General features: G+C 67.5%; 20 protein-coding genes. 14 read left to right on the top strand and 6 right to left on the bottom strand.

What is annotated here, in order from left to right:
• The first annotated feature begins 33 nt into the window (after window positions 1-33).
• The 5 genes from ORI60_RS31225 (at window position 34) to ORI60_RS31200 (ending at window position 5,138) form a co-directional block, all read left to right on the top strand.
• Window positions 34-531, top strand: a complete 498-nt coding sequence (locus ORI60_RS31225) for a hypothetical protein (RefSeq protein ID WP_266041585.1) — start codon at window positions 34-36, stop codon at window positions 529-531.
• 515 nt (window positions 532-1,046) lie between these two features.
• The gene (locus ORI60_RS31220; RefSeq protein WP_266041584.1) at window positions 1,047-1,448 is read left to right on the top strand and encodes an IS110 family transposase; all 402 of its coding nucleotides are present in this window, start codon (window positions 1,047-1,049) and stop codon (window positions 1,446-1,448) included.
• A complete protein-coding gene (locus ORI60_RS31215; protein ID WP_266041583.1) occupies window positions 1,412-1,930 on the top strand; it encodes a transposase in 519 nt (172 codons plus the stop codon). Before ORI60_RS31220 ends, ORI60_RS31215 begins: the two co-directional genes overlap by 37 nt.
• 320 nt (window positions 1,931-2,250) lie before the next feature.
• Window positions 2,251-2,781 (top strand): hypothetical protein, encoded by a 531-nt coding sequence (locus ORI60_RS31210; protein WP_266041582.1) that lies wholly within the window; start codon window positions 2,251-2,253, stop codon window positions 2,779-2,781.
• Between the two features lie 1,922 nt (window positions 2,782-4,703).
• Window positions 4,704-5,138, top strand: coding sequence for a hypothetical protein (locus ORI60_RS31200; protein WP_266041668.1), 435 nt, complete (start codon window positions 4,704-4,706; stop codon window positions 5,136-5,138).
• An 830-nt stretch (window positions 5,139-5,968) separates the two neighbouring features.
• Here the strand turns inward: ORI60_RS31200 and ORI60_RS31195 are convergent.
• Window positions 5,969-7,159, bottom strand: a complete 1,191-nt coding sequence (locus tag ORI60_RS31195; RefSeq protein ID WP_266041581.1) for an MFS transporter — start codon at window positions 7,157-7,159, stop codon at window positions 5,969-5,971.
• A 46-nt stretch (window positions 7,160-7,205) separates the two neighbouring features.
• Entirely contained in the window at window positions 7,206-8,636 is a 1,431-nt protein-coding gene (gene purB, locus ORI60_RS31190; RefSeq protein ID WP_266041580.1) for an adenylosuccinate lyase, read from the bottom strand.
• Between the two features lie 332 nt (window positions 8,637-8,968).
• Here purB and ORI60_RS31185 point away from each other — a divergent pair, with 332 nt between their 5' ends.
• Together ORI60_RS31185 and ORI60_RS31180 are read left to right on the top strand one after the other, a co-directional pair.
• Window positions 8,969-9,631 carry an HAD family hydrolase gene (locus ORI60_RS31185; protein WP_266041579.1) on the top strand — a complete coding sequence of 221 codons (663 nt, stop codon included), beginning with the start codon at window positions 8,969-8,971 and terminating at the stop codon, window positions 9,629-9,631.
• Window positions 9,632-9,795: 164 nt separating this feature from the next.
• Window positions 9,796-10,167: a cupin domain-containing protein gene (locus ORI60_RS31180; protein WP_266041578.1), complete on the top strand. Its 372-nt coding sequence runs from the start codon at window positions 9,796-9,798 to the stop codon at window positions 10,165-10,167.
• A gap of 58 nt (window positions 10,168-10,225) precedes the next feature.
• Here the strand turns inward: ORI60_RS31180 and ORI60_RS31175 are convergent, their stop codons facing one another.
• From ORI60_RS31175 to ORI60_RS31165, 3 genes are all read right to left on the bottom strand, one after another.
• The gene (locus ORI60_RS31175; RefSeq protein WP_266041577.1) at window positions 10,226-11,266 is read right to left on the bottom strand and encodes a beta-ribofuranosylaminobenzene 5'-phosphate synthase family protein; all 1,041 of its coding nucleotides are present in this window, start codon (window positions 11,264-11,266) and stop codon (window positions 10,226-10,228) included.
• Between the two features lie 39 nt (window positions 11,267-11,305).
• Complete coding sequence (locus ORI60_RS31170; protein ID WP_266041576.1) at window positions 11,306-12,310, bottom strand: phosphoribosylaminoimidazolesuccinocarboxamide synthase; 1,005 nt, start codon at window positions 12,308-12,310, stop codon at window positions 11,306-11,308.
• A gap of 180 nt (window positions 12,311-12,490) precedes the next feature.
• Window positions 12,491-14,110, bottom strand: a complete 1,620-nt coding sequence (locus ORI60_RS31165) for an FAD-dependent oxidoreductase (RefSeq protein ID WP_266041575.1) — start codon at window positions 14,108-14,110, stop codon at window positions 12,491-12,493.
• Between the two features lie 525 nt (window positions 14,111-14,635).
• Here ORI60_RS31165 and ORI60_RS31160 point away from each other — a divergent pair.
• The 3 genes from ORI60_RS31160 (at window position 14,636) to ORI60_RS31150 (ending at window position 17,822) form a co-directional block, all read left to right on the top strand.
• On the top strand, window positions 14,636-15,568 hold the full coding sequence (locus ORI60_RS31160; RefSeq protein ID WP_266041574.1) for an LLM class flavin-dependent oxidoreductase: 933 nt from the start codon (window positions 14,636-14,638) through the stop codon (window positions 15,566-15,568).
• Window positions 15,558-16,892 (top strand): LLM class flavin-dependent oxidoreductase, encoded by a 1,335-nt coding sequence (locus tag ORI60_RS31155; protein ID WP_266041573.1) that lies wholly within the window; start codon window positions 15,558-15,560, stop codon window positions 16,890-16,892. The genes ORI60_RS31160 and ORI60_RS31155 overlap by 11 nt, the downstream gene beginning before the upstream one ends.
• Window positions 16,893-16,982: 90 nt before the next feature.
• A complete protein-coding gene (locus ORI60_RS31150) occupies window positions 16,983-17,822 on the top strand; it encodes a ParB/RepB/Spo0J family partition protein (protein ID WP_266041572.1) in 840 nt (279 codons plus the stop codon).
• 45 nt (window positions 17,823-17,867) lie between these two features.
• Here ORI60_RS31150 and ORI60_RS31145 read toward each other — a convergent pair whose 3' ends face one another.
• The gene (locus tag ORI60_RS31145; RefSeq protein ID WP_266041571.1) at window positions 17,868-18,923 is read right to left on the bottom strand and encodes an NAD(P)/FAD-dependent oxidoreductase; all 1,056 of its coding nucleotides are present in this window, start codon (window positions 18,921-18,923) and stop codon (window positions 17,868-17,870) included.
• A 160-nt stretch (window positions 18,924-19,083) separates the two neighbouring features.
• On the opposite strand from ORI60_RS31145, the gene ORI60_RS31140 reads away from it, so the two are divergent.
• From ORI60_RS31140 to ORI60_RS31125, 4 genes are read left to right on the top strand one after another with little or no spacing between them, the layout of a single operon-like run.
• Entirely contained in the window at window positions 19,084-20,325 is a 1,242-nt protein-coding gene (locus ORI60_RS31140) for an ATP-grasp domain-containing protein (protein ID WP_266041570.1), read from the top strand.
• Between the two features lie 31 nt (window positions 20,326-20,356).
• On the top strand, window positions 20,357-21,559 hold the full coding sequence (locus tag ORI60_RS31135; RefSeq protein ID WP_266041569.1) for a saccharopine dehydrogenase family protein: 1,203 nt from the start codon (window positions 20,357-20,359) through the stop codon (window positions 21,557-21,559).
• Window positions 21,559-22,872 (top strand): lysine N(6)-hydroxylase/L-ornithine N(5)-oxygenase family protein, encoded by a 1,314-nt coding sequence (locus ORI60_RS31130; protein WP_266041568.1) that lies wholly within the window; start codon window positions 21,559-21,561, stop codon window positions 22,870-22,872. The genes ORI60_RS31135 and ORI60_RS31130 overlap by 1 nt, the downstream gene beginning before the upstream one ends.
• Window positions 22,873-22,890: 18 nt before the next feature.
• Window positions 22,891-24,897, top strand: a complete 2,007-nt coding sequence (locus tag ORI60_RS31125; protein ID WP_266041567.1) for a class I tRNA ligase family protein — start codon at window positions 22,891-22,893, stop codon at window positions 24,895-24,897.
• Window positions 24,898-24,929: the final 32 nt, after the last annotated feature.

Below are 24,929 nucleotides of genomic sequence, written 5' to 3'. Positions count from 1 at the left end.
GGTTCACGCGGCTTTTGCGCCTCGCGCTGCCCCATGCAGCCCGACGCGGCCCGGATCTGGAACATCCCTACCGCACTGCGCCCGGTCCACCTGAACAACCCGAACTGGGCGGCCGAACTCGCCGACCGGATGCCACCGGCCCAGGAGGTCGGGGTCGGCGACGAAGCCGAAGCCGTCCTGGCGGATCTGCTCGGCCCTACGAGCGGGGCGACGAACCCACCCGCGCCGCCGTGCGCGCGATCTTCGACCGCTACACGGTCATTCCGCTGGGCGGCGACGCTGCCGTTCGACGAGACCGCGCTGCAGAGCTACCGGTCACAACTCGTCAAGGTCTCGGCCACAGATCAGGCGACCTATACCCGTGATGTGCTCTTGTGGTTGTGGGACCTGGCTGACCGGGCACGTGCCGCAGGCATCGACATCGTCCCCACCCTCGTCGAGGTGGCCGAGATGTCCAGCGACGCGGACCGCTACGGCATGGGCTCGACCCGCAAGATACTGCTGGACCTGATCGAGCGGGCGAGGGTGTGAGCGACGGGCTCCAGCCGCGGATGTCGCGATCATCGAGGTCCAGGCGCAGAGTCCCCTGCATGACGGGTCTGTCGTGGAGATCCGTGCACACCAGAAGCCAAGAAGTGTCGTCGTCGGCGCGCAGCCAGTGGTCGAGTTCTGAAGTCAGCGTGTTCAGCGACGTCCGCTCAGCGGCTACTTGTTGACTGGCGGCACGATCGTGCCCGGCCAGGCTCATTCATGGTGTGCGTCTCGTCGGAGATCGCGGCGGGGTTGTGGCTCAAGAGGGGTTTGCTCAGCTCAAAGTAGCGTTGCCCTCCTCGCCTCCCGTTCCCGGCTGGCAAGGAGACGACAAGAGCCCAGTGATGATCGGTGTCGATCCGCACAAGCGGTCCGCCACGATCGAAATCGTCGACGGTAGGGAACGCACTCTCGGTCAACGACGTTTCGGCATTGACGATAACGGCTAGCGGCGGATGCTCGAGGAGGGCCGTCGCCGATACGACCGGGTGTGGGCGGTCGAAGGGTGTAACGGCGTGGGCAAGCACCTCGCGCAGCGCTTGGTCTCCGACGGTGAACCGGTTCTCGACGTCCCGGCCAAGCTCGCGGCCAGAGCCAGGGTGTTCGACACCGGTCACGGTCGCAAGACCGACGCCACTGATGCCCGCTCGGTGGCCCTGGTCGCGTTGCGCACCACCGGACTGCACCGCGTGAGTCCTGACGATCACACCGTGGCTCTACGGCTGCTGGTCGACCGATGTGACGAACTCGGTCGGGCCCGCACCGACACCGTCAACCGGCTGCACAAGCTGCTCACCGAGCTGATTCCCGGCGGTGCCAAGAAATTCCTGTCCGCCACCAGGCACGCGCCCTGCTCGCCACAGTGCGCCCACGTGATGTCGTGGGCCGGACCCGCCGGCGACTCGCCGCAGAGTTGATCACAGACCTGGCGACGATCGATCGCAAGATGACCGCGGCCGACACACAGCTGACCGAGCTCCTGGACACGACCGGGACCGGTCTGCGCACTCTTTACGGGATCGGTCCGTCCAGCGCGGCCAGGATCCTGGGTGATGTCGGCGACATAGGTCGCTTCCCGGACCGCGGACGGTTCGCCAGTTGGAACGGCACCGCACCCATCGACGCCTCCAGCGGTGAGCACCAACGCCATCGACTGTCCCGTACGGGCAACCGGCGCATCAACCGGGTTCTGCACATCACGGCGATAGTCCAGCTCCACAACGACACTCCGGGCCGGGCCTACTACCGCCGCAAACTCGCCGACAGCAAGTCACCACGCGAAGCCATCCGCTGCCTCAAACGACGCCTCTCAAACACTGTCTACAAGCGACTCATCACCGACGTCAAGATCCACGCTGCCTCGACAGTCGAGCCGTCAAGATCCTGCCTCTTGACCTAGAGGGGAGCCATGAGAGGACGTTTCTCATTTCGCTGTTGATCGAGCAGCGAAATGGCTCGGTATCGACTAATCGTCACCGTGGCTGGAACGCGCAGGGCTGGGATGCTGTCTGCGCAGTACTCCGGCGCCAGCGTCGTCGACCTCTGTGAACTCGGCGTCGCCGGTGATCCAATATTCTAAAGCCCGCCCTAGCGCACCTATAAATAGACCCAAAGATCTGCCTTAAGAGGCGTTACTCCAACGACACGACACCTTAGAGTAGAGAACGACTCCGGCAATCTCTAGGAATTTTTCCGATTCCGTAACCAGAGGAGAAAGCAGTGAGGAAAACCCGCAAAAGGGGAGTTTTTGCTCTCATTTCCGCATTCTTTCTGCTGGCCAGCTTGATCGTTACCCCGGCCGCTAATGCTTATTATTCCTATGAAGGCAGCGGGACCTGCTCGGGCGGCAATGACGCCTACAACGACTACGTTTGTCTTTATGACGGCTCAACGCCAGGTTCTGGTATCTTTTTCAGATTCGAAATTGGATTCTCCTCAAAGGAGGAGAAGTTGCCAGATCTGAGAAGCTACCCGTTCAGCGGCTCAGGTGGCGGATCATGGAATGACAGGGTTAGTTCGTATTCATGGAAGACCAATGGTATCCGAGGGACTTCGGGGCCTTACGGCAATGAAGGTGGCGTAGAGTACTCATTTTATCAGCTAACTTTGTCAACGTACCAAAATATCAACTACGGAGGCTCAAAAGCAAGCGTGACCACTCTTCCTGGTAGTCTTAATGAAACCATTCCCAGCAATAGTGTATCGTCATTCATCTTGAGCGAGACTTATAACTATGGACCCTTGAGCTAGGGTTTCGATGATCTCCTGAAGATGCGATCACTTGAATGCGTGGTGTGTCCCTGAGCTTTGCAGTGATTGAAGTAATGGCACTGGAACAGGATCTGCGTGATGGGCAAATTGTAAGTTCTGAGGGGGCATTCGGCGTGGCTCGCTATTATATGCGAGCCACGCTGAAGCGGTGATTCTGGTATTTCACTAGCAATTTTAGCAAGGAATGACTCAAGGTCCCGCGCTTGATTGCGCGTGAAGTGCAGCGCAGACGTACGCTCATGGCAGGTCGGGTCGTGAGGATCTCGGGGACAGCGGCTCGACAGGTGAGTTGTGGACGCAGGTTCCAAAACCCGCGTCGGACTCGTGCGGGGCTCGTACCCGGCGGCCGCGCGGCCGGACCGGGCGGTGCAGGACCCGATCAGAACGCATCCGGACCAACACGATGATCGGCAGGCCGGTCAGCACGTACGCCAGGCGCGGCGGTCATGGCCGGCGCCAGCGACCAGCAGGATCTCCGGATCCACCTGGCACCACTACCCGGCTGCGTTCAGCCGACCCACCACGTCACGGACCTGCGCCGGCGGTCACGTCCGCGGCGATATCACTGGGAAGCCGGACCGCGTCCAGTGGCGCAGTCCACGAACCCCGCCTCGTCTCCAGCTGGAGGGCACCGGGTGTGCGTGCCTGCGGAGCGTGAACGTGGGGAGCCCGTGCGATCAGCGACGCTGATAAGCCATGACACGAAAGTGCGTTGCTCTGTTGTTAGTCGCGATCGTGCCAGTGGGAAACCGCCCCGCAGGTCTCGTTGTCACACACCACAACATGGCCCACGTCAGTACTGTGGATTTCGACATTGCAGATGAAGCACTGCGGACTCGTGAGTTTGGTGATATCCATGAAGTAGTCTGCGGAGTAGTCGAGGTGGTCGCCGTGAACTTTGCACACGGGGCACACCCACTGTCCGATGACCCAGGGGTGCTCGTCTGAGTCACTGCTTGAATCATCTACCGAGTCATCGCCGCCAGAACCATCGCCGTAAGTATCATCGTCGTCCGGTATTCGATGATCGTCCTCATCTTGCTGTTGCGGTGGGTGCCAGTCGCCCAGTACTTGGCTATCGGTGTACTTGAACCCGTCGTCTGGGTAATGGTCGGCGCCCGCGAGGCTCGGCCAGGTCGGTCCGGCGCTGAACCGTGCTCGGCATAGTGGGCACCTCGGAGGCAGGAGCACCCAGATAGTTTCGTTGCCGAGGGTCCACCCGGTATCGGTCGGGATGTTGGCCAGACTATTGACTGAATCGAATAGGCATCCCCCATGGAAAACGTGCTGACTGTTGCATGGCAGGGTAACATCGCCATTAGTTTGCTCGGCGGAATATTCTACTCCACTGAGTGTATCAAGGCAGATTGGGCAGGACATGTTTCTCTCCTGAGAGGTAGTGCGGTGAGGAATTTCACGTTATTCCGGTGTTCTCGACCAATCCTGCCTAATAGCGCTGGCAATGGTCCTTTTAATTCTGATTTAAATGCGTTAGCGCGCGTCATGCCGATCGCAACTGGTGATAGATGGCCTGAACCTGGATGCGGCGAAGTTCCTGCTAGGAAAAGTGTCTACCAAGATTGTTTTACGCCCAGGTTTTCATGTGTTGATCCACCGTGCCGTGCAACCGTTGTCACGTTAGTCTCCTGCCTTCGTGTCGGGGTATGGTTCGCGCTTACCGAAATCGGCGGGGGTCGGTCTGGCGCAAGTTAAATCGAGGACGGTAGATGGTGCTGGACACTTGTGTAAAGGTGAGACGTTCGCCGAGATGGGTGCCAGATCGAGGTCTCAGCCACAGCCTGCTGGAGTTACGCCAACGAAGTTGTCGAGTTGCTGTCGGAGATCGCCGAAGCTGCGGGAGGAATTGCCGAAAGCGAACCGGCAGGGCACACTCGTTCCGCTTGACCGGATCGGCGTACATATCAGCTCTCGCTCAGGCGAAGGCTCGGTATTACTATTTTCTTGGCGCCGTCTTCCCTGACCTGGAAACACTAATTTATGTGTCAACTAGATTTCTCTTGTCGGGTTCGTTAGAAACCTCTATTGGACCAGCGAAAAATCTCATGCGAGCTCCCGTTAAAGAAAAAGGTAAAGGTGGGAGTGATGGTTTCACCTATTTCGATGCGCCGTGTGATTATGTAAATATCGCAGGTGTGGCGGGTCGCGGCGACTGCGTCAAGGATATGGGTGCGCTTAATTTACTTTATGCTGAAGCGTTGTCTCTTTGTTGCCTACTCTATAAGCTTTCAAGGTTAACAATGCGTATCCTCTGGAAGATTGTCAATGCGACTCGCGAATTCTTCTCTATAGGGCCTCGAATCTGCCTCAAGGTGTAAACCTTTTGGTGATATCCACGCATGCCTCTGGCGTTGCGGGCTCCCACTCCGATCGATGCAACCAGTCGAGCCCCTCCGCCTCGAGTTGACTGTAAAGAAGAAGCGGGTGCTCGTCTTTTACGTCGAACCGGTTCTTATGAGCGAAGAGCATTGGTAGATGGACCCTATCGCTGCCGGACGCCGTCCGAGTTGGAGCGCGGGCGTGCTAGGGCGCCGCGCTGGCAGCGGAAGGTTTCGTCGAGCTGCGTGCTCTGGCCGCTGCGATCACGCCTAACGGTGAGGAGCGCAATCAGGAGTCCTGTATGGCGAGGTGTTATCCGTGCTTGCCAACACACTCGAGAGGGTTGAAGGTTGCACCGGCGTCTGACACCAGGTTCGTGATACACCTCAGTCCGACTACGCACCTGGCAGGCGGCGATCAGGATCCCGAGGAGTGGATCTTGCGGGCCTCGGCAGCAACCGTGAATATACTTGAATCGCGGTCAAGTGCGCCCAGCTGCTCCCAGTGTTCCTGTTTTCGCAGGTCAGCGGACCGCGAACCCGTATCTGGGGGTCAAGGGGTCGCAGGTTCAAATCCTGTCGTCCCGGCGGTCGCAGAAAGCCCCTCTGGCCAGGTGAAATACCTGGTCAGAGGGGCTTTCTTATGTCTCCGGTCTATCACGCTCGTGATCTTCTCTGGACCATTCCGGGGACCTGAGTGACAAAGTGAGTGACAACGGTTTCTAGCTGGCCCTCGGGAACAGCCCCCACCCGCAGTTGCCGAAGAGCGTGGCCGTCGAGCACCGGGCGCACCCGATCGGATCGCGGAAACTCGGCGGCCGGTGTGGCCGTCAGTGGCTGGCTGTGGAGAGTTCTCTTGCCGGCGTCGCCAGCAGCCGGTAGCCCGACGCCAGCAGCACAAGGCAGCCCAGCGCGCCGAAGGCCCCGCACGCCGCTGCCAGGTGCATGTTCCCGTTGTGCAGCACCATGCCCACGATTGCCGCGCCCAGCGAGTTGCCGGCCGCGAACAGCGTCACCAGCCAGGCGAACGCCTCTGTCGCGGTTCCTGTCGGGGCCAGGTCGCCGATCAGCTTGAACACCGAGACCAGTGTTGGTGCCAGGAAGACGCCGGCCACCACCATGATGCCGAACATCGGCACTGGCGGCGGTACCAGGGTTAGCAGGGCGTAGCCGAGGAGGAGGCCGCCGGAGCTGAACAGCAGGCGCTTGCGCGTCTCCATCTTCCAGGTCACCGCGCCGTAGACGAGGACGCTGATCAGCGAGGCCAGCGAGTGCACCGTCAGCAACATCGGGGCGCCGCCGAAGATCTCGTGCCGTTCGGCGTAGGAGACCACGAGCACGTTGAGCGTGCCGATGGCCATGCCGGCGCCTGCCGGGGCTACCAGGGCGATGATCAGTCCTGGCTTGCGCAGCGGGCCCAGCCAGTGGCGGTCGTGTGCGGTGGGGCGCCAGCGGCGGGACGGGGCGGCCGTGGCGAACACCAGCACGCCTGCCAGGCAGAGGCCTGCTTGCAGCCACAGTGAGGTGACTGGCGTCGCGATCGCCAGGCACAGGGACACCAGGAGCGGGCCGGCCACGAAGACCATTTCCTGTGCGGCGGAGTCGACTGCGTAAACGCTGTCCAGCTGCTTCTTGTCCGCGATGTCCGGCCACAGCACGCGCAGGCACGGCTCTAGTGGTGGCGTGAACAGGCCGGCCAGCACGGCGCCGGTCAGCACCGTGCTGTGCTGGGCCGGCGCCACCGCGATCATGATGAAACCGGCGGCGGCCAGCAGGGCAGTCGGCGCCAGCACCAGGGTCTGGCCGACGCGGTCGACCAGGCGGCCCAATGCCGGGGCCCCGAGTGCGGACGCGATCGCGAAGCAGGCGGCCGCGGTGCCCACGAAGGCGTAGTCGGCGCCGGCTTCGCGCAGTGACAGCGGGATCGACACAGCGGCCATCGCCATCGGCAGCCGGCCCATCCAGCTGCCGGACAGGACACGCAGGAAGTGCGGCATTCGCAGCATCTGCAAGTAGCTCACGAGCGAATTCCCTTGCTGATGACCCGGTCCGGGTCGTCGACGACGATCACAACAACGGTTCCGGAGTGTAGGTGGCCGCCTCGGGGGCGCTGGTGAGCAGCTTGGCGACCCGTGCGCAGATCTCGGTGATCTGCTCGGCCGCTACCCCGGTGAACGCCGACCGATCGGCCAGCAGCTCGGTCAAGGCCGCCTGGTCCAACGGGAACCGCTCGTCCGAACCGAGGTTGGTCAGGAGCGTGTTGGTGGTGCCGCCCTCGCTCAGGGCGGTGGCTGCCGCTACCGCGTGTTCCTTGATCAGCTCGTGCGCCGTCTCCCTGCCCTGCCCGGCCCGCACCGCCGCGACCAGCATCTTCGTGGTGGCCAGGAACGGCAGGTAGCGCTCCAGTTCGGCTTCGACGACCCGTGGGGCCGCGGTGAAGCCGTCGAGCACCGCCAAGGTCGTCTGGAGAAGTCCGTCCAGGGCGAAGAACGCGTTCGGCAGCGCGACCCTGCGCACCACCGAACAGGACACGTCGCCCTCGTTCCACTGGTCACCGGCGAGCTCGGCGGCCATCGAGGCGTAACCGCGCAGTACCACCATCAGACCGCTGATCCGCTCGCAGTTGCGCGGATTCATCTTGTGCGGCATGGCCGACGAGCCGGTCTGCCCCTCCGCGAACCCCTCACCGGCCAGCTCGTGCCCGGCCATCAGCCGGATCGTCTTCGCCAGGCTGGTCGGGGCTCCTGCCACCTGCACGAGCGCGGACACGACCTCGTAGTCCAGCGATCGGGGGTAGACTTGGCCGACGCTCGTGAAACGGCGTTCGAAGCCGAGGTGCTCGGCGATCCGCGTCTCCAGGGCGAGGACCTTCCCGGTGTCGCCGTCGAACAGGTCCAGCATGTCCTGCAGGGTGCCGACCGGTCCCTTGATGCCGCGCAACGGGTATCGGTTCAGCAGGTCGTCGGCGCGCTCGACGGCGACCAGCAGCTCGTCGGCCGCGGTGGCGAAACGCTTGCCCAGCGGGAGCACCTGCGCGGCCACGTTGTGCGTGCGGCCCGCCATCGCGGTGGTGGCGTGCTCGGTGGCGAGCTCGGCGAGCCGGGCCAGCACGCTGACGCACCGGTGCCTGATCAGCCGCAGGCTGTCGCGCACCATCAGCTGCTCGATGTTCTCGGTGAGGTCGCGCGAGGTCATGCCCTTGTGGGCGTGCTCGTGCCCCGCGAGGGCGTTGAACTCCTCGATCCGCGCCTTCACGTCGTGCAGCGTCACCCGTTCCCGCTGTTTGATCGACTCGAGATCGACCTGGTCCACCACGGCGGCGTAGTCGGCGATCACCTGCTCGGGGATGTCCACGCCCAGCTCGCGTTGGGCGGTCATCACCGCGATCCACAGCCGGCGCTCGGTCGCCACCCGGTTGCGCGGTGCCCAGATGGCCACCAGGTCGGATGAGGCGTACCTGGCAGCAAGGACGTCGGGCACGATCTCTTTGGTGGTCATGTCTTCCTCGGTAGGTGGGACCGGTGGTGGGGCTCGGCGCCACCCGGAGAGTTCTCGGTGGAAATCCGCGGACGGCCGTGTGCCGGAGAACTCGTCCGTCCCCGCGTCCCGTTGCCCCCTCGGTGCACCGGCGAGTCAACCAGCAGGCTCGCGCCGGAGACAACCATCCGTCCACAGTGGACCGCATGAAGCGGGTGCGGGCAGGGTTGTCGTCGTCGTGTCCTGGGTGCGGTAACGTCGAAATCTCATGTGTCCGCGCGCTGTGTGGTTTAGTTGTGGCCGAACGATTCACATCGACCTGAAGTGAGGCTGCGGGCGGCATGCTTGAGGCAGTGGTTTTCGATCTCGACGGCACATTGGTCGACACGCCTGCCGCCATCGGCGCGACGCTGGTCGAGGTGCTCGCCGGAGAAGGGTTCACCGTCGACCACGCGGCGGTGGCCGCGACCATCGGCAAGCCGCTCGTCCCCAGCGTGGCCGGCCTGCTCGAGCTCGCTGCCGACGACCAGGCCGTGCGGACCGTGGTCACCAGGTACCAGCGGCTGTTCGACGAGCGAGTGCTCGGCCGGGGCACCGAGCTGCTCTACGCCGGAGTCGCCGACGGCCTTGCCGCACTGCGCGGGTCCGGGCTGTCCTGCGCCATCGCCACCTCGAAGGACCTGCGAGTGGCCACCGCTCTGCTGGGCAGTTCCGGTATCGCGGCGCACTTCCCGGTGGTGATCACGCACGACCAGGTCGCGCACGGAAAACCGCACCCCGAAATGGGTCTGCGCGCAGCCGCCGACCTCGGCGTGGACGCGGGTGCGTGCGCGTACGTGGGAGACGCGGTGGGGGACATGGAGATGGCCGTCGCGGCCGGGATGACCCCGATCGGAGTGGCCTACGGAGTGGCGAGCGCGGCCGAACTGACCGAGCACGGCGCGGTACAGGTCTGCGCGGACTTCGCGGAGGTCGTCAAAGCGGTGTCGGCCCTCGCCGGGCAGCGCACGAACTGACCGCCGCGCCCGGGAGACGACCCCGTCGATGGACAACCGCGAGTGGTGCTGGGATTCTCTGCTCGACTCGTCCTGACAGTCCGAGTCGATCGTCGGCTGTCCGCCGTGTTTTTCGCGTGTCCCAAAGGACAATCGCGTCGCGGAGCCGATCAGCGTCCGAATCGATGGGAGTTCAATTCGTGTTCATCGACTGGGAGAAGATGCCGCGCACCCGGAGCCCACGTGCGAAGGACAGCCGGCGGATCGCCAGCGGGCAGAACATGTCCTTCGTGCGCATCGAGATCGAGCCGACCGCGGAGTTCACCGGCGAGACCCACTGGCACATGCACGAGCAGTGGGTGGTCGTGCTCGCGGGAGATGTCCGGATGACCGTCGCCGACGAGGAGGTCCAGTTGACCACCGGTGACGTGCTCTACATTCCCATCGACGCACCGCACGCCCCGCTGGCGGTCGGTCCCGCGGGCGCAACCTACCTGGAGATCTTCGCGCCGCCGAGGATGGACCTGCTGCCGGAGAGCATCGTTCCGGCGGTCTGACGACGAAACCTGTGTGCCCCCGGACGATCCGATCGTCCGGGGGCACACAGGTTTTCTGCTACAGCCAGGTCGCGGCCAAGCCGCTGTTGCGGACCGTGGTGAACCAGTGGGCCCGGATCACGCCCCGCTGCCGCAGTCCCTCGGCCCAGGCGGCCGCGGCCTCGGTGTCCCGGCAGAACGCGAAACAGGTCGGTCCGTGGCTGCTCATCGCGATGGCGTCCACACTGGACTGACTGCGGCCCTCGTCCAGCAGATCGACCATCTCCTGACCCTGCAAGGCGATCTGCGCGCGCTTGAAGTAGCCGGTGAAGGTCAGCTCGTTGACCACGGAGCAGAACGTGTCGTAGTCGCGCTCGGCCACGGCGGGCGCGAGCCCCATGAACACCAGGTGCGAGGTGCGCCACGACTCGGCCGGGGGGATCGGCATGGTGGTCGTGAACCACTCGAGTTCCTCGGGACCGCCGATGTTCCGGCCGTTCACCTGCAGGATGAGGATCGGCCAGTCCGGGAAGTCCATCTTGATCACCGGAGTGGGCGGCTGGACCTCGGTCGCGAAATGGCTGGGGCGCAGGTACTTCGTCGGCTCCGCGGCGAAGTCGGGCGGATTGAGGTGGCCGCAGTCGACCAGGAACCCTCCGTGTTCGGCCAGCCCGGTGCTGGCACCGGAGGTGCGGCCGCGGCCGAGAGTGGCGGAGAGCCAGCGGATGTCCGGGGTCTGGCCGCTCAGCAGCCCGTAGGCGTAGCCAGCCGCGATCAGGGTGGTGGTCTTGGAGCCGAACCCGCTGTGCGCGGGCAGCGAGGACTGGACGTCCAGGGCGACGTCCGGGCCGTCCCAGATCCGCTGGAGCTTGGCCAGTCCGTCGACCAGCGCGTGGTGCGTCTCCTCCTCGGCCCCGACGACGGTGGTGGCGCGGCCGGGGGTCGCGGTGGCGGTGACCGTCGCGTTCGGTCGCTCCGCCCCGATGGAGGCGATCCCGTTGCGGCGGCGGGATTCGCCGTCGAGGCTGATCAGGGTGAAGCTGAGCCGGGCGGGGGAGGACACCCGCACCGCGGTTCCCTGCACCGTGCTCGCGTCGTTGGTACTCGTCGATGCTGTCAAGGCCGTGCTCCCGTCGTGGCGCCGGTCGTTGGCGAGTGGTCAGCGGGCACTGATCGACGGCACGGCGGCCAGGCCGGTGCGCTGCCCGAGTTCCGAGGAGATCCCGCAGACGGCGATGAAGTTCTCCACCGCGCGTGCGAGCCGCTGCGTCCCAGCTGCCGAGGGCGGGGTGGCGGTCCACGCGGCCGTCAGCGCGGCGTAGATCTCGGCGACGGCGGCGACGACCTCGGGGGCCAGCGGCTTCGGCAGCGGCCACTGCGCTCGCGGTCGTCCCTCGGCGACGTAGCCCTGCACGACCTCGCGCAGGCCGGGGTGCAGGAAGCGCAGCAGTTCCTTGCAGACCGGGATCCCGTCCAGGTAGAAGCGGTTCTCGTCCGGGGTGCCCGCGTGGTCGATCATGATCGGCTGGCGGTCGGCGTCGAACCCGAACTCCGCCTTGCCGTCCACCAGCGCCAGACCGATGCTGCCGCAGTGCTGTTCCAGCGTGCGCGCGGCGGTCGTGGTCAGGTCGGCCACCACCTCGAGGATCTCGGGCTCGACCGCGCCGACCTCGGCTGCCTCCGACCGGCTGATGAACCGGTCGGTCTCCTCGTACTTGGTGGTGAACTCGACCATCGGCTCGGACAGCCACGGCGCGTCGCGGTAAGGGGGCACGGTGCTCTGGTCGAGGGTGCCCGCGGCGGCGCGGCGGTGCACAGAGGACTCCTGAGGCAGCGCGAGGCGGTAGATCACCTGGAGCGGGATGGTCCTGCCCGGCCCGGTTCGTCCCTTGCTGCGGTCGGTGTCCACGTCGAGCAACTGGATCCGGATGGCGTCCTCCGCCACCTGCTCCAGGAAGTGCGTGCGGATGCCGGCGGCCTCGAACAGCTCGAACGACCGCACCGCCATCGCGCAGGAAGCGGCGCCCTTGCCCGGGATCTCGTCGGGCATGATGCCGAAGTCGAACACGGAGTAGCGGTCGGAGAAGACGAAGACACCCTCACCCGGCCGGCCGTCGCTCGGCGGGACCAGTACTTCAAGATCCTTGCTGGACCAGCGTTTCACGTGTTTCCTTCCGTGGGCGTGCAGCATCAACGCGACGCCGATCCTGGCGTCGCGCGCGATGGACGATCTCTTTCTCCCCCAGGGTAAGCCCCGGCGCGGGAACCTATACGCGAGCTGGTTCGCTGCCAAGACAAGCCATTCGTGCCGGGCACGCCGTGCGCCGTCAAGTGAGGAAGTTCCTCAGTCGGTGGCGAACGCCCCACCGCAGCGCTCGACCAGCGCCCCGCCCACCGCGTAGCCGGCGGTCAGCGCGGGACCCAGCGTGCCGCCCGATCCCGGGTAGCCGGGCCCGAACACGCCCGCGGAGATGTTGCCGCACGCGTACAGACCCGGAACCGCCGTCCCGGTCGCCGTGAGCACCTCACCGGACGTGCTGGTGACCGGGCCGCCCTTGGAGCCGAGCGCGCCCGGCACGACCCGCACGGCGTGGAACGGCGGGGTGACGAGTTCACCGAGGCACGGATTGCCGGGGTTGCGCGGGTCGCCGTAGTAGCGGTCGTGCGAGCTCTCGCCGCGGTGGAAGTCCGGGTCGACGCCGGCACGGGCGTGGGCGGAGAAGCGGTCGACGGTCTTGGTGAGCTCCGCCGGGTCGACGCCGATCGCCTCGGCCAGCGCGGCGGGTGTGGCGGCACTGGTGAGCCAGGAGGGAACCGGATCGCGCGGTGCGGCGGGGCCGACGTTGTAGCTGGTGCGGAACTTCTCGTCGAACACGAGCCACACCGGCAGGTGGGCCGGCTGGTGCAGGTCGGCGTCGAAGTTGAACAGGATCCTGGTGATGTCGTGGTAGTTCACCGCCTCGTTCACGAACCGGCGGCCGTGGCGGTCGACCATGATCGAGCCCGGCAGGCAGCGCTCGCCGACCAGGTGGCGGGTCAGCGGCGCGCCGTCGTACTCCTCGGGCACGCCCTGCAGCGCGGGCACCCACCAGGCCTGGTTCATGCGTTCCACCGCGGCGCCGGCGGACATCGCCATGCGCAGACCGTCGCCGGTGTTCACCGGCGGACTGACCGGAACGACCGGGATGTCGCCGAGGAAAGCCCCGGAGGCCGGATCCCATTCGAAGCCGCCGTTGGCCAGAACGACGGCTCTGGCGCCGAACCGGCGGCCGTCCTCACACCGCACGCCCGTCACGGCGGCGTCGTTGTCGTCGCGCAGCAAGGACGTGGCACGCGCCCGCAGGACGAACCTGACACCGAGGTCGTCGCACGCCGCGACCAGCGCGGCCACCAGTGCCGCGCCCACGGTCAGCACGCCGTCAGCAAGTCGCTGGGCCAGCAGGGAAGCGTCCGGGCCGGTGAAACGGGCACGGTGACGTTCGTCGTAGGTCAGCGGAGGGAACTGCGGGCCCCTGCGCACACGCTCGAGCAGGCCGGGACGCGACGCCGTGGGGAACGGCTCGTTGTCGAGGCAACGGCCGACGTCGACGGCGCCGGGCCAGGTGGAGTGGTAGTCCGGGCGGTCGATCGGGAAGAACCGGGCGCCGGTGTGCGCCAGCAGCCAGTCGATCATCTCCGGCGCGGTGCGGACGTAGTGCTCCAGGCGCTCGCGCGGGACCGTGCCTTCCACGACCCGCTCGAGGTACCGCAGCGCGTCCTCGGCGGAGTCGGGCAGACCGGCCTGCTTCATCACGGAGCTGTTCGGCACCCACAACATGCCGCCGGACACCGCGGTGGTGCCACCGAGCACGTCCGAGCGTTCGAGCACGACCACGGACAGGCCTGCGGCCGCCGCCCTGGCGGCGGCGAGCAGGCCGGCGCCTCCCGAGCCCACGACGACGACATCGAACTTTTCCAGGTCCACCCAATTACCTTCCCCCGAAACCGGACGACGGGGACGATATTTGTGGTTGTTGTGGATGGGCAAGTGAGAGAACAGTTTTACGTCTCACTCGGACGGAGCATCGGAATTCACGCTGGGTGACGACCGGCCGGGTGTCGGAGGGGGCCTGTTGTTGCCGAGTCGACAGTAATATCGGGGTGTTGTTCCGGCATGTGGACCTGATATGGCGTCGAAGTGGTTGTACGCGTGTGTACTGCGGCGATTGGCTCGATCGCCCGCCTCGGCTGGCCGTGATGGTGGCCTGCGCCTGGCTGGGACGTTGAATCCGCGTACGCGAACGTCGGCGACCGGCAATTTCTTCCCGGAATGATTGATTTGGTTGCGAACGCGCCACCGTGCCGGTTTACTGGCGGTCGGCCGCTGGGGAGCGGTGCGAGGGGTTCCAGCGAGCTGTGTCTCGAAACCAGCAACTGTGTGGGGGGTTGGCGCATGCGCTCCGGCGCTTATTCGTCATCAGCAACGATCGTCGGCTATCACTTGTCCGGAATGGACCTGACGGGTCCGTCCTCCGAGCTCGTGGCGACCGCGTGCGCGGTGGAAAAGGCCGGTGCCGACTACCTGGTGCTGCCTGACCGCACGGCAGCGATGCCGGACGGCGCGAGCCCTCCGACCGCGCTGATCGCCGGCGCCTTCCTGGCCGCGCACACCAGCGAGATCGGGATCGTCGTCACCGCGGCGACCGGCTACCACGAGCCGTACAGCCTGGCGCGTCAGATCGCCTCGCTGGACCACATCAGCGCCGGTCGCGTCGGCTGGTTCGCCGACAGCGCCACCGATGCCGCCTCCGACGCCAACCACCGGCGTGAGGGCCACGACCCGGCAGCCGCCCCGGAGACCAGGGCGCTCGAGTTCGTGCCGCTGGTCCGCGACCTGTGGGACAGCTGGGAGGACGACGCGTTCGTGCACGAGAAGGACACCGGCAGGTTCGTCGACCCGGCGAAGATCCACGTCGTCGACCACGTCGGCACGGCGCTCGCCGTGCGCGGGCCGTTGAACGTCATCCGCCCGCCGCAGGGGCACCCCGTCGTCTTCGCGCGGGCCGCCGACACCTCGGTCGCGCACCACGCCGACGTGCTGGTTTCCGATGTCCCGCAACAGGGTCACGTCCTCGCGGTCGAGCCCTTCGTCGCGGCGGACGAAGCCGCCGCGCGCGAACTCCACGCAGCGGCGGGAAGCCCCGCCGGCGGCGACGTCCTCGTCGGTACCCCCGAGCAGGTGGCCGCTCAGCTGCGAGCCCGCCACGTCCTGGTGCGGTTCACGACTCGGGCACAGCTGGTCGCGTTCACGACACACGTACTGCCGTTGCTGGACAAGAGCGCTCCCACCGGGGCGACGCTGCGCGAGCGGCTCGGGCTGCCCGCAGTGGCCAACCGCTTCGCGCCGACCCAGGACAAGGAGCTCATCGGCAATGCCCGCTGACCGCGAACTGCACCTCGGCCTGATGTTCTGGGCCACCGGCACGCACCAGGCCGGCTGGCGGCACCCGGACGCCAGCGCCGACGCGGCCTACGACATCGAACTCATCCAAGAGGTGTGCCGCACGGCCGAGCGCGCCAAGTTCGACTTCGCGTTCCTCGGCGACCGGCTCGCCTGCGACCCCGCGTTGCAGCACAGCAACCCGGCGCAGATCTCCCGGCTGGAGCCGTTCGCCACGGCCGCCGCGATCGCCGCCGCCACCACGCACATCGGGGTCGTCGTCACGGCGAACCCGACGTACTCGGACCCGTTCGGCGTGGCCAGGAACCTCGCCTCGCTGGACCACATCAGCGGGGGCCGCGCGGCGTGGAACCTGGTCACCGGCGCGGACGCCGCGGCGGCGTTGAACTACAGCCGCGACCAGCACTGGGACACCCAGAAGCGGTACGACTGGGCCGAGGAGACGCTGGAGATCGCCCGCGCGCTGTGGGACTCCGGCGACCAGCCGATCAACCACCGCAGCGAGTACTTCTCGATCGACGGGCCGCTCGGCCTGCCCCGGCCGCCGCAGGGCCACGTCGTCCTGCTCAACGCGGGCACCTCGGACCAGGCGCGCGAACTGGGCGCGCGGCAGGCCGACATGGTGTTCGCGGGCCCGCAGCCGACGCTGGCCAAGCGCAAGGAGTACTACGCCGACATCAAGGCCCGCGCGGCGAAGTACGGCCGCGAGGACCACGTCACGGTGATGCCCGGCCTCACCCCGATCGTCGCGCCCACGACCGAGGAAGCCGTGGCGCTGCACGACCAGCTGAACTCGCTGATCGTGCTCGACCCCGAGGTCGAGGTCGGTGAGGTCGTGCGCGCGGGTGGGATCGGTGAGGGCTTCAAGCGCAACCTGGTCTCGGCCTCCGAGGCGTTCGGCGTGAACCTGCGGGGCAACGACCTGAACGCCGTGGTGCCCGCGGAAACGCTGGCACGCGTTTCCGAGGACGGGCGCAGGCGGCTCGCCGAGATCACCCGGCTCACCCGGCGCACCGCCGACGGCCCGGAGCGCATCACCTACGCAGACCTCGTGCACGCCACACCGCAGCAGCTGTCGCACGTGGTCGTCGGCAACCCGGAGGAGATCGCGGACGAGATCCAGCTCTGGTTGGAGGAGCGGATGGCGGACGGCTTCAACATCTACCCGGCCTACGTGCCCGGCTCGGTCACCGCGTTCACCGAACTCGTGGTGCCCGTGCTGCAGCGGCGGGGGTTGTTCCGCAAGGACTACCGGGGTCGCACCCTGCGCGACCATCTCGGCTTGGCGGTACCTGCGGTGCGTTGACACCGTGAAGTAGACGCCGCGTCGTCCATCCACCACACGGCCGGTTCCGGCCGTGGTTCGACCATGCGTTCACTGGGGGAAGAGTTGTCTGTGCAGTTGCTGCGTGAGGAAGGGACTTCCTGGGCCGTCCGGGAGAAATCGGGTTGTGTCACCGTGCCGATCTCGTTGCTGGGGGAGGCGGACTCTCCTCGGCAGGCAGGTGTCAACGCGGAGCACGTGCGGGTGCTCACGGGGGTGGAGAACCTGCCGCCGATCCTGGTGCACCGCCACACGATGCGCGTCATCGACGGCATGCACCGCGTGCAGGCCGCGCTCGCCCGCGGGGAGGACACCATCGAGGTGGTGTTCTTCGACGGCGACGAGGCCGCGGCGTTCGTGCTCGCCGTCGAGTTGAACGGCGGACACGGCCTGCCGCTCACGCTCGCCGACCGCAGGACGGCCGCCGCACGCATCGTGCAGGCCTATCCCGAGTGGTCGGACCGGCGCATCGCCGCGGCGGCCGGCATCTCGCCCAAAACCGCCGGCGCGGTGCGGGCGCAACTGTCAAGTGAGGAAATTCCTCAGATGCGCGAACGGCTGGGACTCGACGGGCGAGTGAGGCGGGTGGCACCGCGCACCGTGCCGGCTCGTACCACCGAGCCGGAGCGGGTGGAGGCCAGGCCGGCGCGGGCAAAACAACCGCAGCCTGAGAGGCAGATCGACTTCGGCGCGGTCATCTACGCGCTGCGGCGCGATCCCTCGTTGCGGTTCAACGAGAACGGGCGGACGTTGCTCCGGATGCTGGACATGCACCACCTCCCCGCGGCGGGGTGGAGCGGCATCGTCGGCGCGGTGCCCGCGCACTGCGCGTCCGTGGTCGCGGAGCTGGCGCGCGAGTGCGCCGAGGCGTGGTTGGTCTTCGCGGACGAACTCGACGAGAAGTCGGCCTAGTGGTACGTCTTCCGGCGCCCCTGCCGGGCGCCGGAAGACGCGGTTTCAGGCGAACCTGGTGAGCCGGAACGGTTCGGCCAGCGGGTGCGGGTCACCGAGCACCTCGCGCGCCGCGATCTCGCCGAGCAGCGGCGCCAGGGTCAGGCCGCTGTGCGTGGCGATCACGTAGACGCCATTCCTGCCCGGCACCGCGCCGACGATGGACATCCCGTCTCGCGGCATCGGCCGCACGCTCACGAACGCCTTCTCCACCTCGGCGTCCGCCGCACCGGGCAGGACCTCGGGCAGCCGGGCGAGCGCCTTCTCCGCCAGCGCCGCCACATCGCTCGACTCGGTGAGCGTGTGGTCGAGGTCGTGGCAGTGCAGCACCAGCCGGTTGCCGGTGTGCGGCCGGATGCTCAGCCCTGGCGCGTGGATGATCCGGTTGGGTGGCGCGGACACCGGCGTGGTGCGCACCAGCAGGCCTCGGGTCAGCCGCTCCGGGGCGCCGGGTGGCAACAGCGGCAGCCCGGGCAGCAGATCGGCGTTGCCCCGGCCCGCGCAGCACAGCACCGCGTCCGCGCGCACCGCGTCCAGTGACTCGACCTGTTCCCCGATCCGCACGTCCGCCCCGGCCGCCCTGGCCCTGTCCAGCACCGCGGGCAGCAGCACGTCGCCGAGCACGTGCACGTCGCGCGGGTAGAAGTAGACGGGTCCGGTGACGTTCTCCAGCGCCAGTCCCGGTTCCAGGTCGCGAATGACCTCCTCGGGCGTCAGTTCCTCCACCGGATAGCCGAGTTCGCGGTAGCCGTCCGCGATGGCCCGCTGCGCGGCCGCGCTCGCGCTGTCGCGGCCCCAGTGCAGATTCCCCTGCCGGAAAAGCCATTGCCGTCGTCCCGCGACGTCGGCGGCCAGCCGCTCCTGCGCCGCCAGCGCCTCGATGCTCAGCTCGAAGTACGCGCTGTTCTTCTCGTCGATCGCGTTGGCCCAGCCGAAACTGTGCGCGGACAGGGTGTCCAGTGGTTCGTCACGCGACATCACAGTCACCTGTGCGCCCGCCTCGGCGAGCCGCAGTGCGGCGCACGCGCCGATCGCGCCCGCACCGATCACCAGGACCTTCATGCTCTCTCCTCCGCTGAACGTGTGGCGCAACGATGGTGGGTCCGGTGCCCGCCGCGCAATATATCCTTTGTGGACGGATCTTTGATGGCTTCCGGTACGCGTGGTTGACTCGCGGTCGTCGTCAGCAAGCAGAAGCCGGGCAAGAGGTGTGGAGGATCGCTTGAGCAGCCGCAGCGTCCTGTTCGTCAACCTGAGGCGCATCAAGCGCGAGGGCTTCGAGTCACTGGTGGCCGCCCGTCGTCTCGGCTACCGCGTGGTGCTGCTGGGCCGCGCGCTGCCGGAGTTCGCTCGGCCGCTGGTGGACGAGTTCCACCAGGTCGACACCTACGACACGGAGCTCGCGCTGAAGACGGCGCGGGAGATCGCCGCTGCCAACGACCTCGCCGGTGTCGTGAACTTCACCGAGATCGACGTCCAGCTCGTCGCGGCGATCGCCGCCGAGCTCGGGCTGCCCGGCATGCCGCCGGAGGCCGCGGTGCTGGCGCGCAACAAGCTCGCGATGAAGCAGGCGCTCGCCGGAATCGACGGCGTGCTGCCGAAGTTCGCGCGCGTCGGTGATCTCGACGACCTGTTGGCCGCCGTCGCGGACATCGGTTTCCCCTGTGTTGTCAAGCCCACCGGTGCCTCCGGGTCCAAGGGGATCTTCGAGCTGCACGGTGAAAGCGATCTCGAACCGGCGATGGCCGAGTTGCAGCGCATCGCGGATCCCTCGTTCGACGCGGTGTTCCGCCAGTTCGGTGCGGAGTTCATCGTCGAGGAGTACCTGACCGGAGACGAACTGTCGGTCGAGGGCTTCGTCGCGGACGGCACCGTTCACCAGCTGCTGCTGACCGACAAGGTCACCACCGTCCCGTTCCACCTCGAGGTTTCGCACCGGCTGCCGAGCGTGCTGCCCGCCGCCGCCCAGGACCAGATCCTGGCGTGCAGCGAGAAGATCGTGCGCGCGCTCGGGTTCGACAACTGCGCCTTCCACCTGGAAGCCAAGTGGGACGGCGAGCGCATGCGGTTCATCGAGGTGGCCGCGCGGCCCGCCGGTGACTACATCGCCTCGCACCTGGTGAAGGCCGCGACCGGCATCGACTTCTTCGCCAACGTCATCCGGGTCGCGACGGGAGAGCCGTTGCAGCTCGTGCCCGACCGGAACCTGCAGGCGGGGCTGCGGTTCGTGTTCGCCGAGAGCGCCGGCACGTTCGACGGCCTCGACGGTGTCACGGAACTGTTCGAGGAACCGGGCTACGACCACGTGTTCACCGAAGTGCCGATCGGCGCCCAGGTCGCGTTGCCGCCCGCGAACTTCGGCTCGCAGCGCGTGGCCGCGGTCTGTGCCCGCGCGCACGACCGCGCCGGGCTCGACGCGCTGCTCGACACCGCCGGAGAGGCGATCAAAGTCCGGATCGGCTAGTCACGACCACAGCCGGGGGAGAGGGGGAACCGTGCGGCTGACGTTGCTGGGATGTGGCCGGATGGGGCGCGGTGCGGGCTACGCGCTCGCCCGCGACCAGCGCACCACGTCGATCACGGTCGTCGACCACGATCGCGAGCGCGCGGAGGAGCTCGCGCGCTGGCTCTCCGGATACGCGGCGTGCCCTGTGAAGACCGGGGACTCGGACGCGATCGCGGGCAGTGACGCGGTCGCGGCGGCGCTGCCGTGGTCGGGAACGCGCTCGGTGATCGAACTCGCCGCGGCGGCGGGCGTTCCGGTCGCGAGCATCACCCGCCCACCCGGCGACGAATCGTCCACAGTGGACGCCATTGCGAACGCCGCCGGCATTCCGGTGCTGCTGCCGGTCGGCCTCGAGCCGGGACTGACCGAGCTGGCCGCCGCGGACGTCGCGCGCAGGCTGACCACTCTCACCGGAGGTGTGCGCACGCTGGAGGTGTTCTGCGGAGGCGTCCCGGCCACTCCACGCGCGCCCTGGGGCTACACCGCGTTCTTCGGCGGTGAGCTCGCGAATCACCTGCCGATCGCGCAACGCTCCTCGATCGCCGTCGAGCACGGCGAGATCGTCGACCACCCGCGCTTCTCCGGGGTCGAGGAACGGCACGTGGCCGGCGTCGGCCTGCTGGAGGCCTACCACGACGGCATGGTGCCGTGGCTGGCCGACCACCCGGCGCTGCGCGACGCCGACTGCACGCAGAAAACCCTGCGCTGGCCCGGATTCGCCGACGCCGTCACGGGTCTGGCGAACCTCGGGCTGCTGGACGAGTCACCGGTCGCGGTCGACGGTGTCGCCGTGGCCCCGAAACGCCTTGTCGAACACGTGCTGTCGCCGCGGTTGCGCGCGCAGCCCGACGACGAGGACGTCGTGGTGCTGGACGTGTCCGCGACCGGCCTGCCGGACGCGGACGGCAGCACCCTCAGCATCAGGTCGCTGCTGGTGGATCGCGCCGACCGGGAGACCGGCCTGGCCGCGATGACCCGCACGACCGGGTTCACCCTGGCCGCGGCGGTCACGCTGCTGGCCGACCGCACGGTCGGGGGCGCGGGCTGGCTGCGCCCGCACCTGGCGTTGTCGGAGCGGCACTTCGCCCGCATGAAGACCGATCTGGCCGCTCTCGGCGTGCGGTGGACCGCCGACGGAGAGGCCCTGCACGGTCACCGGGCGGGGACGGTCGCATCGAAAGGCACTGACTGATGAGCACCGGACACGACGTCCTGGACGTGGTGGGGATCGGTATCGGACCGGCGAACCTGAGTCTCGCGGCACTGCTGGCCGCCGAGAGCAGCGAGCTGAACGTGGCGTTCCTCGACCGCAAGCCGCACTTCGGCTGGCATTCCGGCCTGATGCTGCCCGACGCGCAGATGCAGGTGCACTACCTCAAGGACCTGGTGACGCCGGTCGACCCGACGAACCCGTTCTCGTTCACGGCGTTTCTCGTGGCGACCAAGCGCTTCTACCGGCTGCTCGTCACCGGCCGCAGCAAGGTGCCGCGCCGCGAGTTCGAGCAGTACTGCCGGTGGGCGGCCGAGCGGATCCCGAACCTGCGCTTCGGCGTCGAGGTGCGCGAGGTGACGTGGAACGGCGAGCTGTTCGTCGTGCACACCGACCAGGGCGTCCTGCACGCGCGCAACGTGGTCAGCGGTACCGGTCTGGTGCCGCGGCTGCCGTCGTTCGCCACCGGGCACGATCCGCAGGAGGTGTTCCACGCCTCGACGCTGCTCGACGTGCCGAGGACGTTCGCCGGCCGCCGGGTCGCGGTGGTCGGCGGCGGGCAGAGCGGTGCCGAGGTCGTGCACCACCTGCTGACCTCACCGGACCGGCCGGCGTCGATCGTGTGGGGCACCTCGCGTTCGAACCTGCTGCCGCTGGACGACAGCCCGTTCGTCGACGAGCTGTTCGTGCCGAACTACAGCCGCTACTTCCACGGTCTGCCGGCCAAGCGCCGGATGGAACTGGTGGACGAGCAGAAGATGGCCAGCGACGGCGTCTCGGTGAGCCTGCTGGAGGCGATCTACCACCGGCTCTACGACCTGGAGATGCTGGAGGGCGAGGAACGTCCGTGCCGGATGCTGCTCGGCCATTCGCTGACCACTGTGGACAAGACGCCGACCGGCCTGCTCACGCGGTGGATGCCGGGCGCCGGCGCTGAAGTCGGTCACGAGGTCGACGTCGTCATCTGCGCCACCGGTTACCGGCACGGGTTGCCGAGGCCGCTGCACGGCCTGCCGCGGCACCTGCGCGAGGCGATGTGCGGCGACGACGGCGAGATCACCGTGCGGCCGGACTTCAGCCTTGACTGGGAAGGCCCGCAAGACCGGCGGATGTACGTGCAGAACGCCGCCAGGCACAGCTTCGGCGTCGCCGACCCGAACCTGAGCCTGCTCGCCTGGCGCAGCGCCACCATCGCGAACAGCGTGCTCGGGTACGAGCGTTACGACGTCGGCGAGGTGGGAGCGGTGCTCGACTGGACCTCCCCAGCAGATTCCGACGTCGCGCTGACGTTCTGACCGAACAGGAACCGTCTGATGATCGTCAGTGAGATCCCCCGCGAGCTCGCCGACCTGGCGCGGGCGGACTTCGTGCGCAGCGCCGCCCCGGCGTGGGCCGAGGCGGCGGGAGTGCCGTTCAACGTGCGCCGGGTGACGTTGCGGCCGGGCGAGACGACTGCCGAGCACAACCACCACGACCTGGAGGTCTGGGTGATGCTCGACGGTGTCGGCGAGGTCGGCTGGGACGGCCATCAGCGCGTGCTGACCGCGGGCGACAGCGTCTACCTGCCACCTCTCGCGCCGCACACCCTGCGCAACCTCTCCAGCGACCGGCCCTTGTCGTTCTTCTCGATGTGGTGGGAGAACCTGTCCGCGCTCGCGTCGGTGCACGCGGAACGCCGGGAACAGGCTGTGGAACGGCAGGGCCGCCCCGTGCTGCTGCTGCCGTCGTTCCCCACGCCGAACGGTGAACTGCACCTCGGGCACCTGTCCGGACCGTTCCTCAACGCTGACGCGTGCCGGCGTGCGTTGCTGGCGGCGGGCGAACGTGCGCACCTGCTGCTCGGCACGGTCGGCCATCAGAGCCAGGTGTCCGCGGCCGCGGAGGCGGAAGGCCTGTCGTTCCACGAGCTCGCCGAACGCAACACCGACGCGATCATCGAAGGTCTCCAGGCGGCGGGCATCGACTGGGACGTGTTCGTGCGGCCGTCGGAGCCCGCCTACCCGGCGATGGCGACCTCGGTCTTCGAGTCGTTGCGCGACAAGGGAGTCCTCGTCCGCCGCACCGAACCGACGAACTACTGCGAACCGTGCGGGCGGTTCCTGCTCGAAGCGTTCGTCGCCGGCCACTGCCCGCACTGCGCGTCGAACCAGACGGCCGGCATCGAATGCGAGTTGTGCGCGTTGCCCTACGACGACCGCGATCTCGTCGATCCGTCGTGCGCCACGTGTGGTGCCGCCGCGACGCAACGGCCACTGACCCGGTACTTCATGCCGTTGGAACCACTGCGGGACGAGCTCACCGGCTACCTGCGCGGTGCGGCGATGCACGGCAGGCTGCGCGCCTACACCGAGCGCGTGCTCGCGAAGACGTTGCCCGACCTGCCGGTGAGCATCCCGGCCGAGCACGGCATCCCGATCCACGTCGAGGACGCGTCGGGGCCCGCCGAGCAGCGGATGTACTCGGCGTTCGAGCTGGCCGCGCGGTTCCTCACCGCGCTCGACGGATTCGCGGACGGCTGGGAGGCGTACGCGCGGCAGGAGAACCCCCGCACCGTGCTGTTCTTCGGCTTCGACAACGCGTTCCTGCGAGCGTTCGCGTTTCCGGCGGTGCTGGGCGCGTTCACCGATGCGCTGCCGCTGCCAGAAGCGCTGGTGTGCAACGACTTCTACCTCCTCGACGGGGAGAAGTTCTCCACCGGCCGCAAGCACGCGGTGTGGGCGCGGCAGGCCGTCACCCCGGCCAACGCCGACCAGTTGCGGCTCTACCTCGCGGCCACCTCGCCGGACGTGCGCCGGCGCGACTTCACCACGCGGGGCTACGCGGAGTTCGTGACGGCCGAGTTGATCGGCAGGTGGCAGCGCCGGCTCGACGACGTCGGCGGGCGGGTGGCCGAACACCTCGGCGGCCTCACCCCGGAAGCGGGAGGCTGGCACGCCGAGGCGGAACGCTTCTACGGTCAGATCAAGGAGTTCGCGTCGTGTGCGACGCTGGACTACCTGCCCGGCCGCTTCAAGCCGCGCGCGGTGGTGGCGGCGGCCTGCGCGTTCATCCGGCAGGCCGAGGACTTCGCCGAGGTGAGCGCGGACGCCACCCCCGGCTCCGGGATCGCCAGGACGTGCGCGGCGCTGGAGCTGATGGCGTTGCGCACGCTGGCCATGGCCGTCTGGCCGCTGGCTCCCGAGTTCGGCCGGCGGGTCGCCGCCGCGCTCGGAGAGGACACCATCGCGCTGGAGCCGACGCCGCGCTGGGTGCGGCCGGGTACGGAGATCAAGTTCGCCACCGATTACTTCAGCCCCGATGAGGTCGTCGCGGGACGCTGAGAGTGATCCGGACCGGCGAACAGCACCTGGGA

Source organism: Lentzea sp. NEAU-D7, from assembly GCF_026242055.1.
In the GTDB taxonomy this organism is placed as follows: domain Bacteria; phylum Actinomycetota; class Actinomycetes; order Mycobacteriales; family Pseudonocardiaceae; genus Lentzea.
The sequence above is the reverse complement of the archived record's forward strand: the minus strand, read 5'-3'. Positions and strand labels throughout refer to the sequence as shown.

What these genes read in the sequence shown, in the direction of transcription:
- ORI60_RS31125 (WP_266041567.1), top strand. Translation starts at nt 22,891, where the DNA reads ATGATCGTCAGTGAGATCCCCCGCGAGCTCGCCGACCTGGCGCGGGCG.
- ORI60_RS31155 (WP_266041573.1), top strand. Translation starts at nt 15,558, where the DNA reads ATGCCCGCTGACCGCGAACTGCACCTCGGCCTGATGTTCTGGGCCACC.
- purB (WP_266041580.1), bottom strand. Translation starts at nt 8,636, where the DNA reads ATGACCACCAAAGAGATCGTGCCCGACGTCCTTGCTGCCAGGTACGCC.
- ORI60_RS31180 (WP_266041578.1), top strand. Translation starts at nt 9,796, where the DNA reads ATGGGAGTTCAATTCGTGTTCATCGACTGGGAGAAGATGCCGCGCACC.
- ORI60_RS31160 (WP_266041574.1), top strand. Translation starts at nt 14,636, where the DNA reads ATGGACCTGACGGGTCCGTCCTCCGAGCTCGTGGCGACCGCGTGCGCG.
- ORI60_RS31145 (WP_266041571.1), bottom strand. Translation starts at nt 18,923, where the DNA reads ATGAAGGTCCTGGTGATCGGTGCGGGCGCGATCGGCGCGTGCGCCGCA.
- ORI60_RS31225 (WP_266041585.1), top strand. Translation starts at nt 34, where the DNA reads ATGCAGCCCGACGCGGCCCGGATCTGGAACATCCCTACCGCACTGCGC.
- ORI60_RS31130 (WP_266041568.1), top strand. Translation starts at nt 21,559, where the DNA reads ATGAGCACCGGACACGACGTCCTGGACGTGGTGGGGATCGGTATCGGA.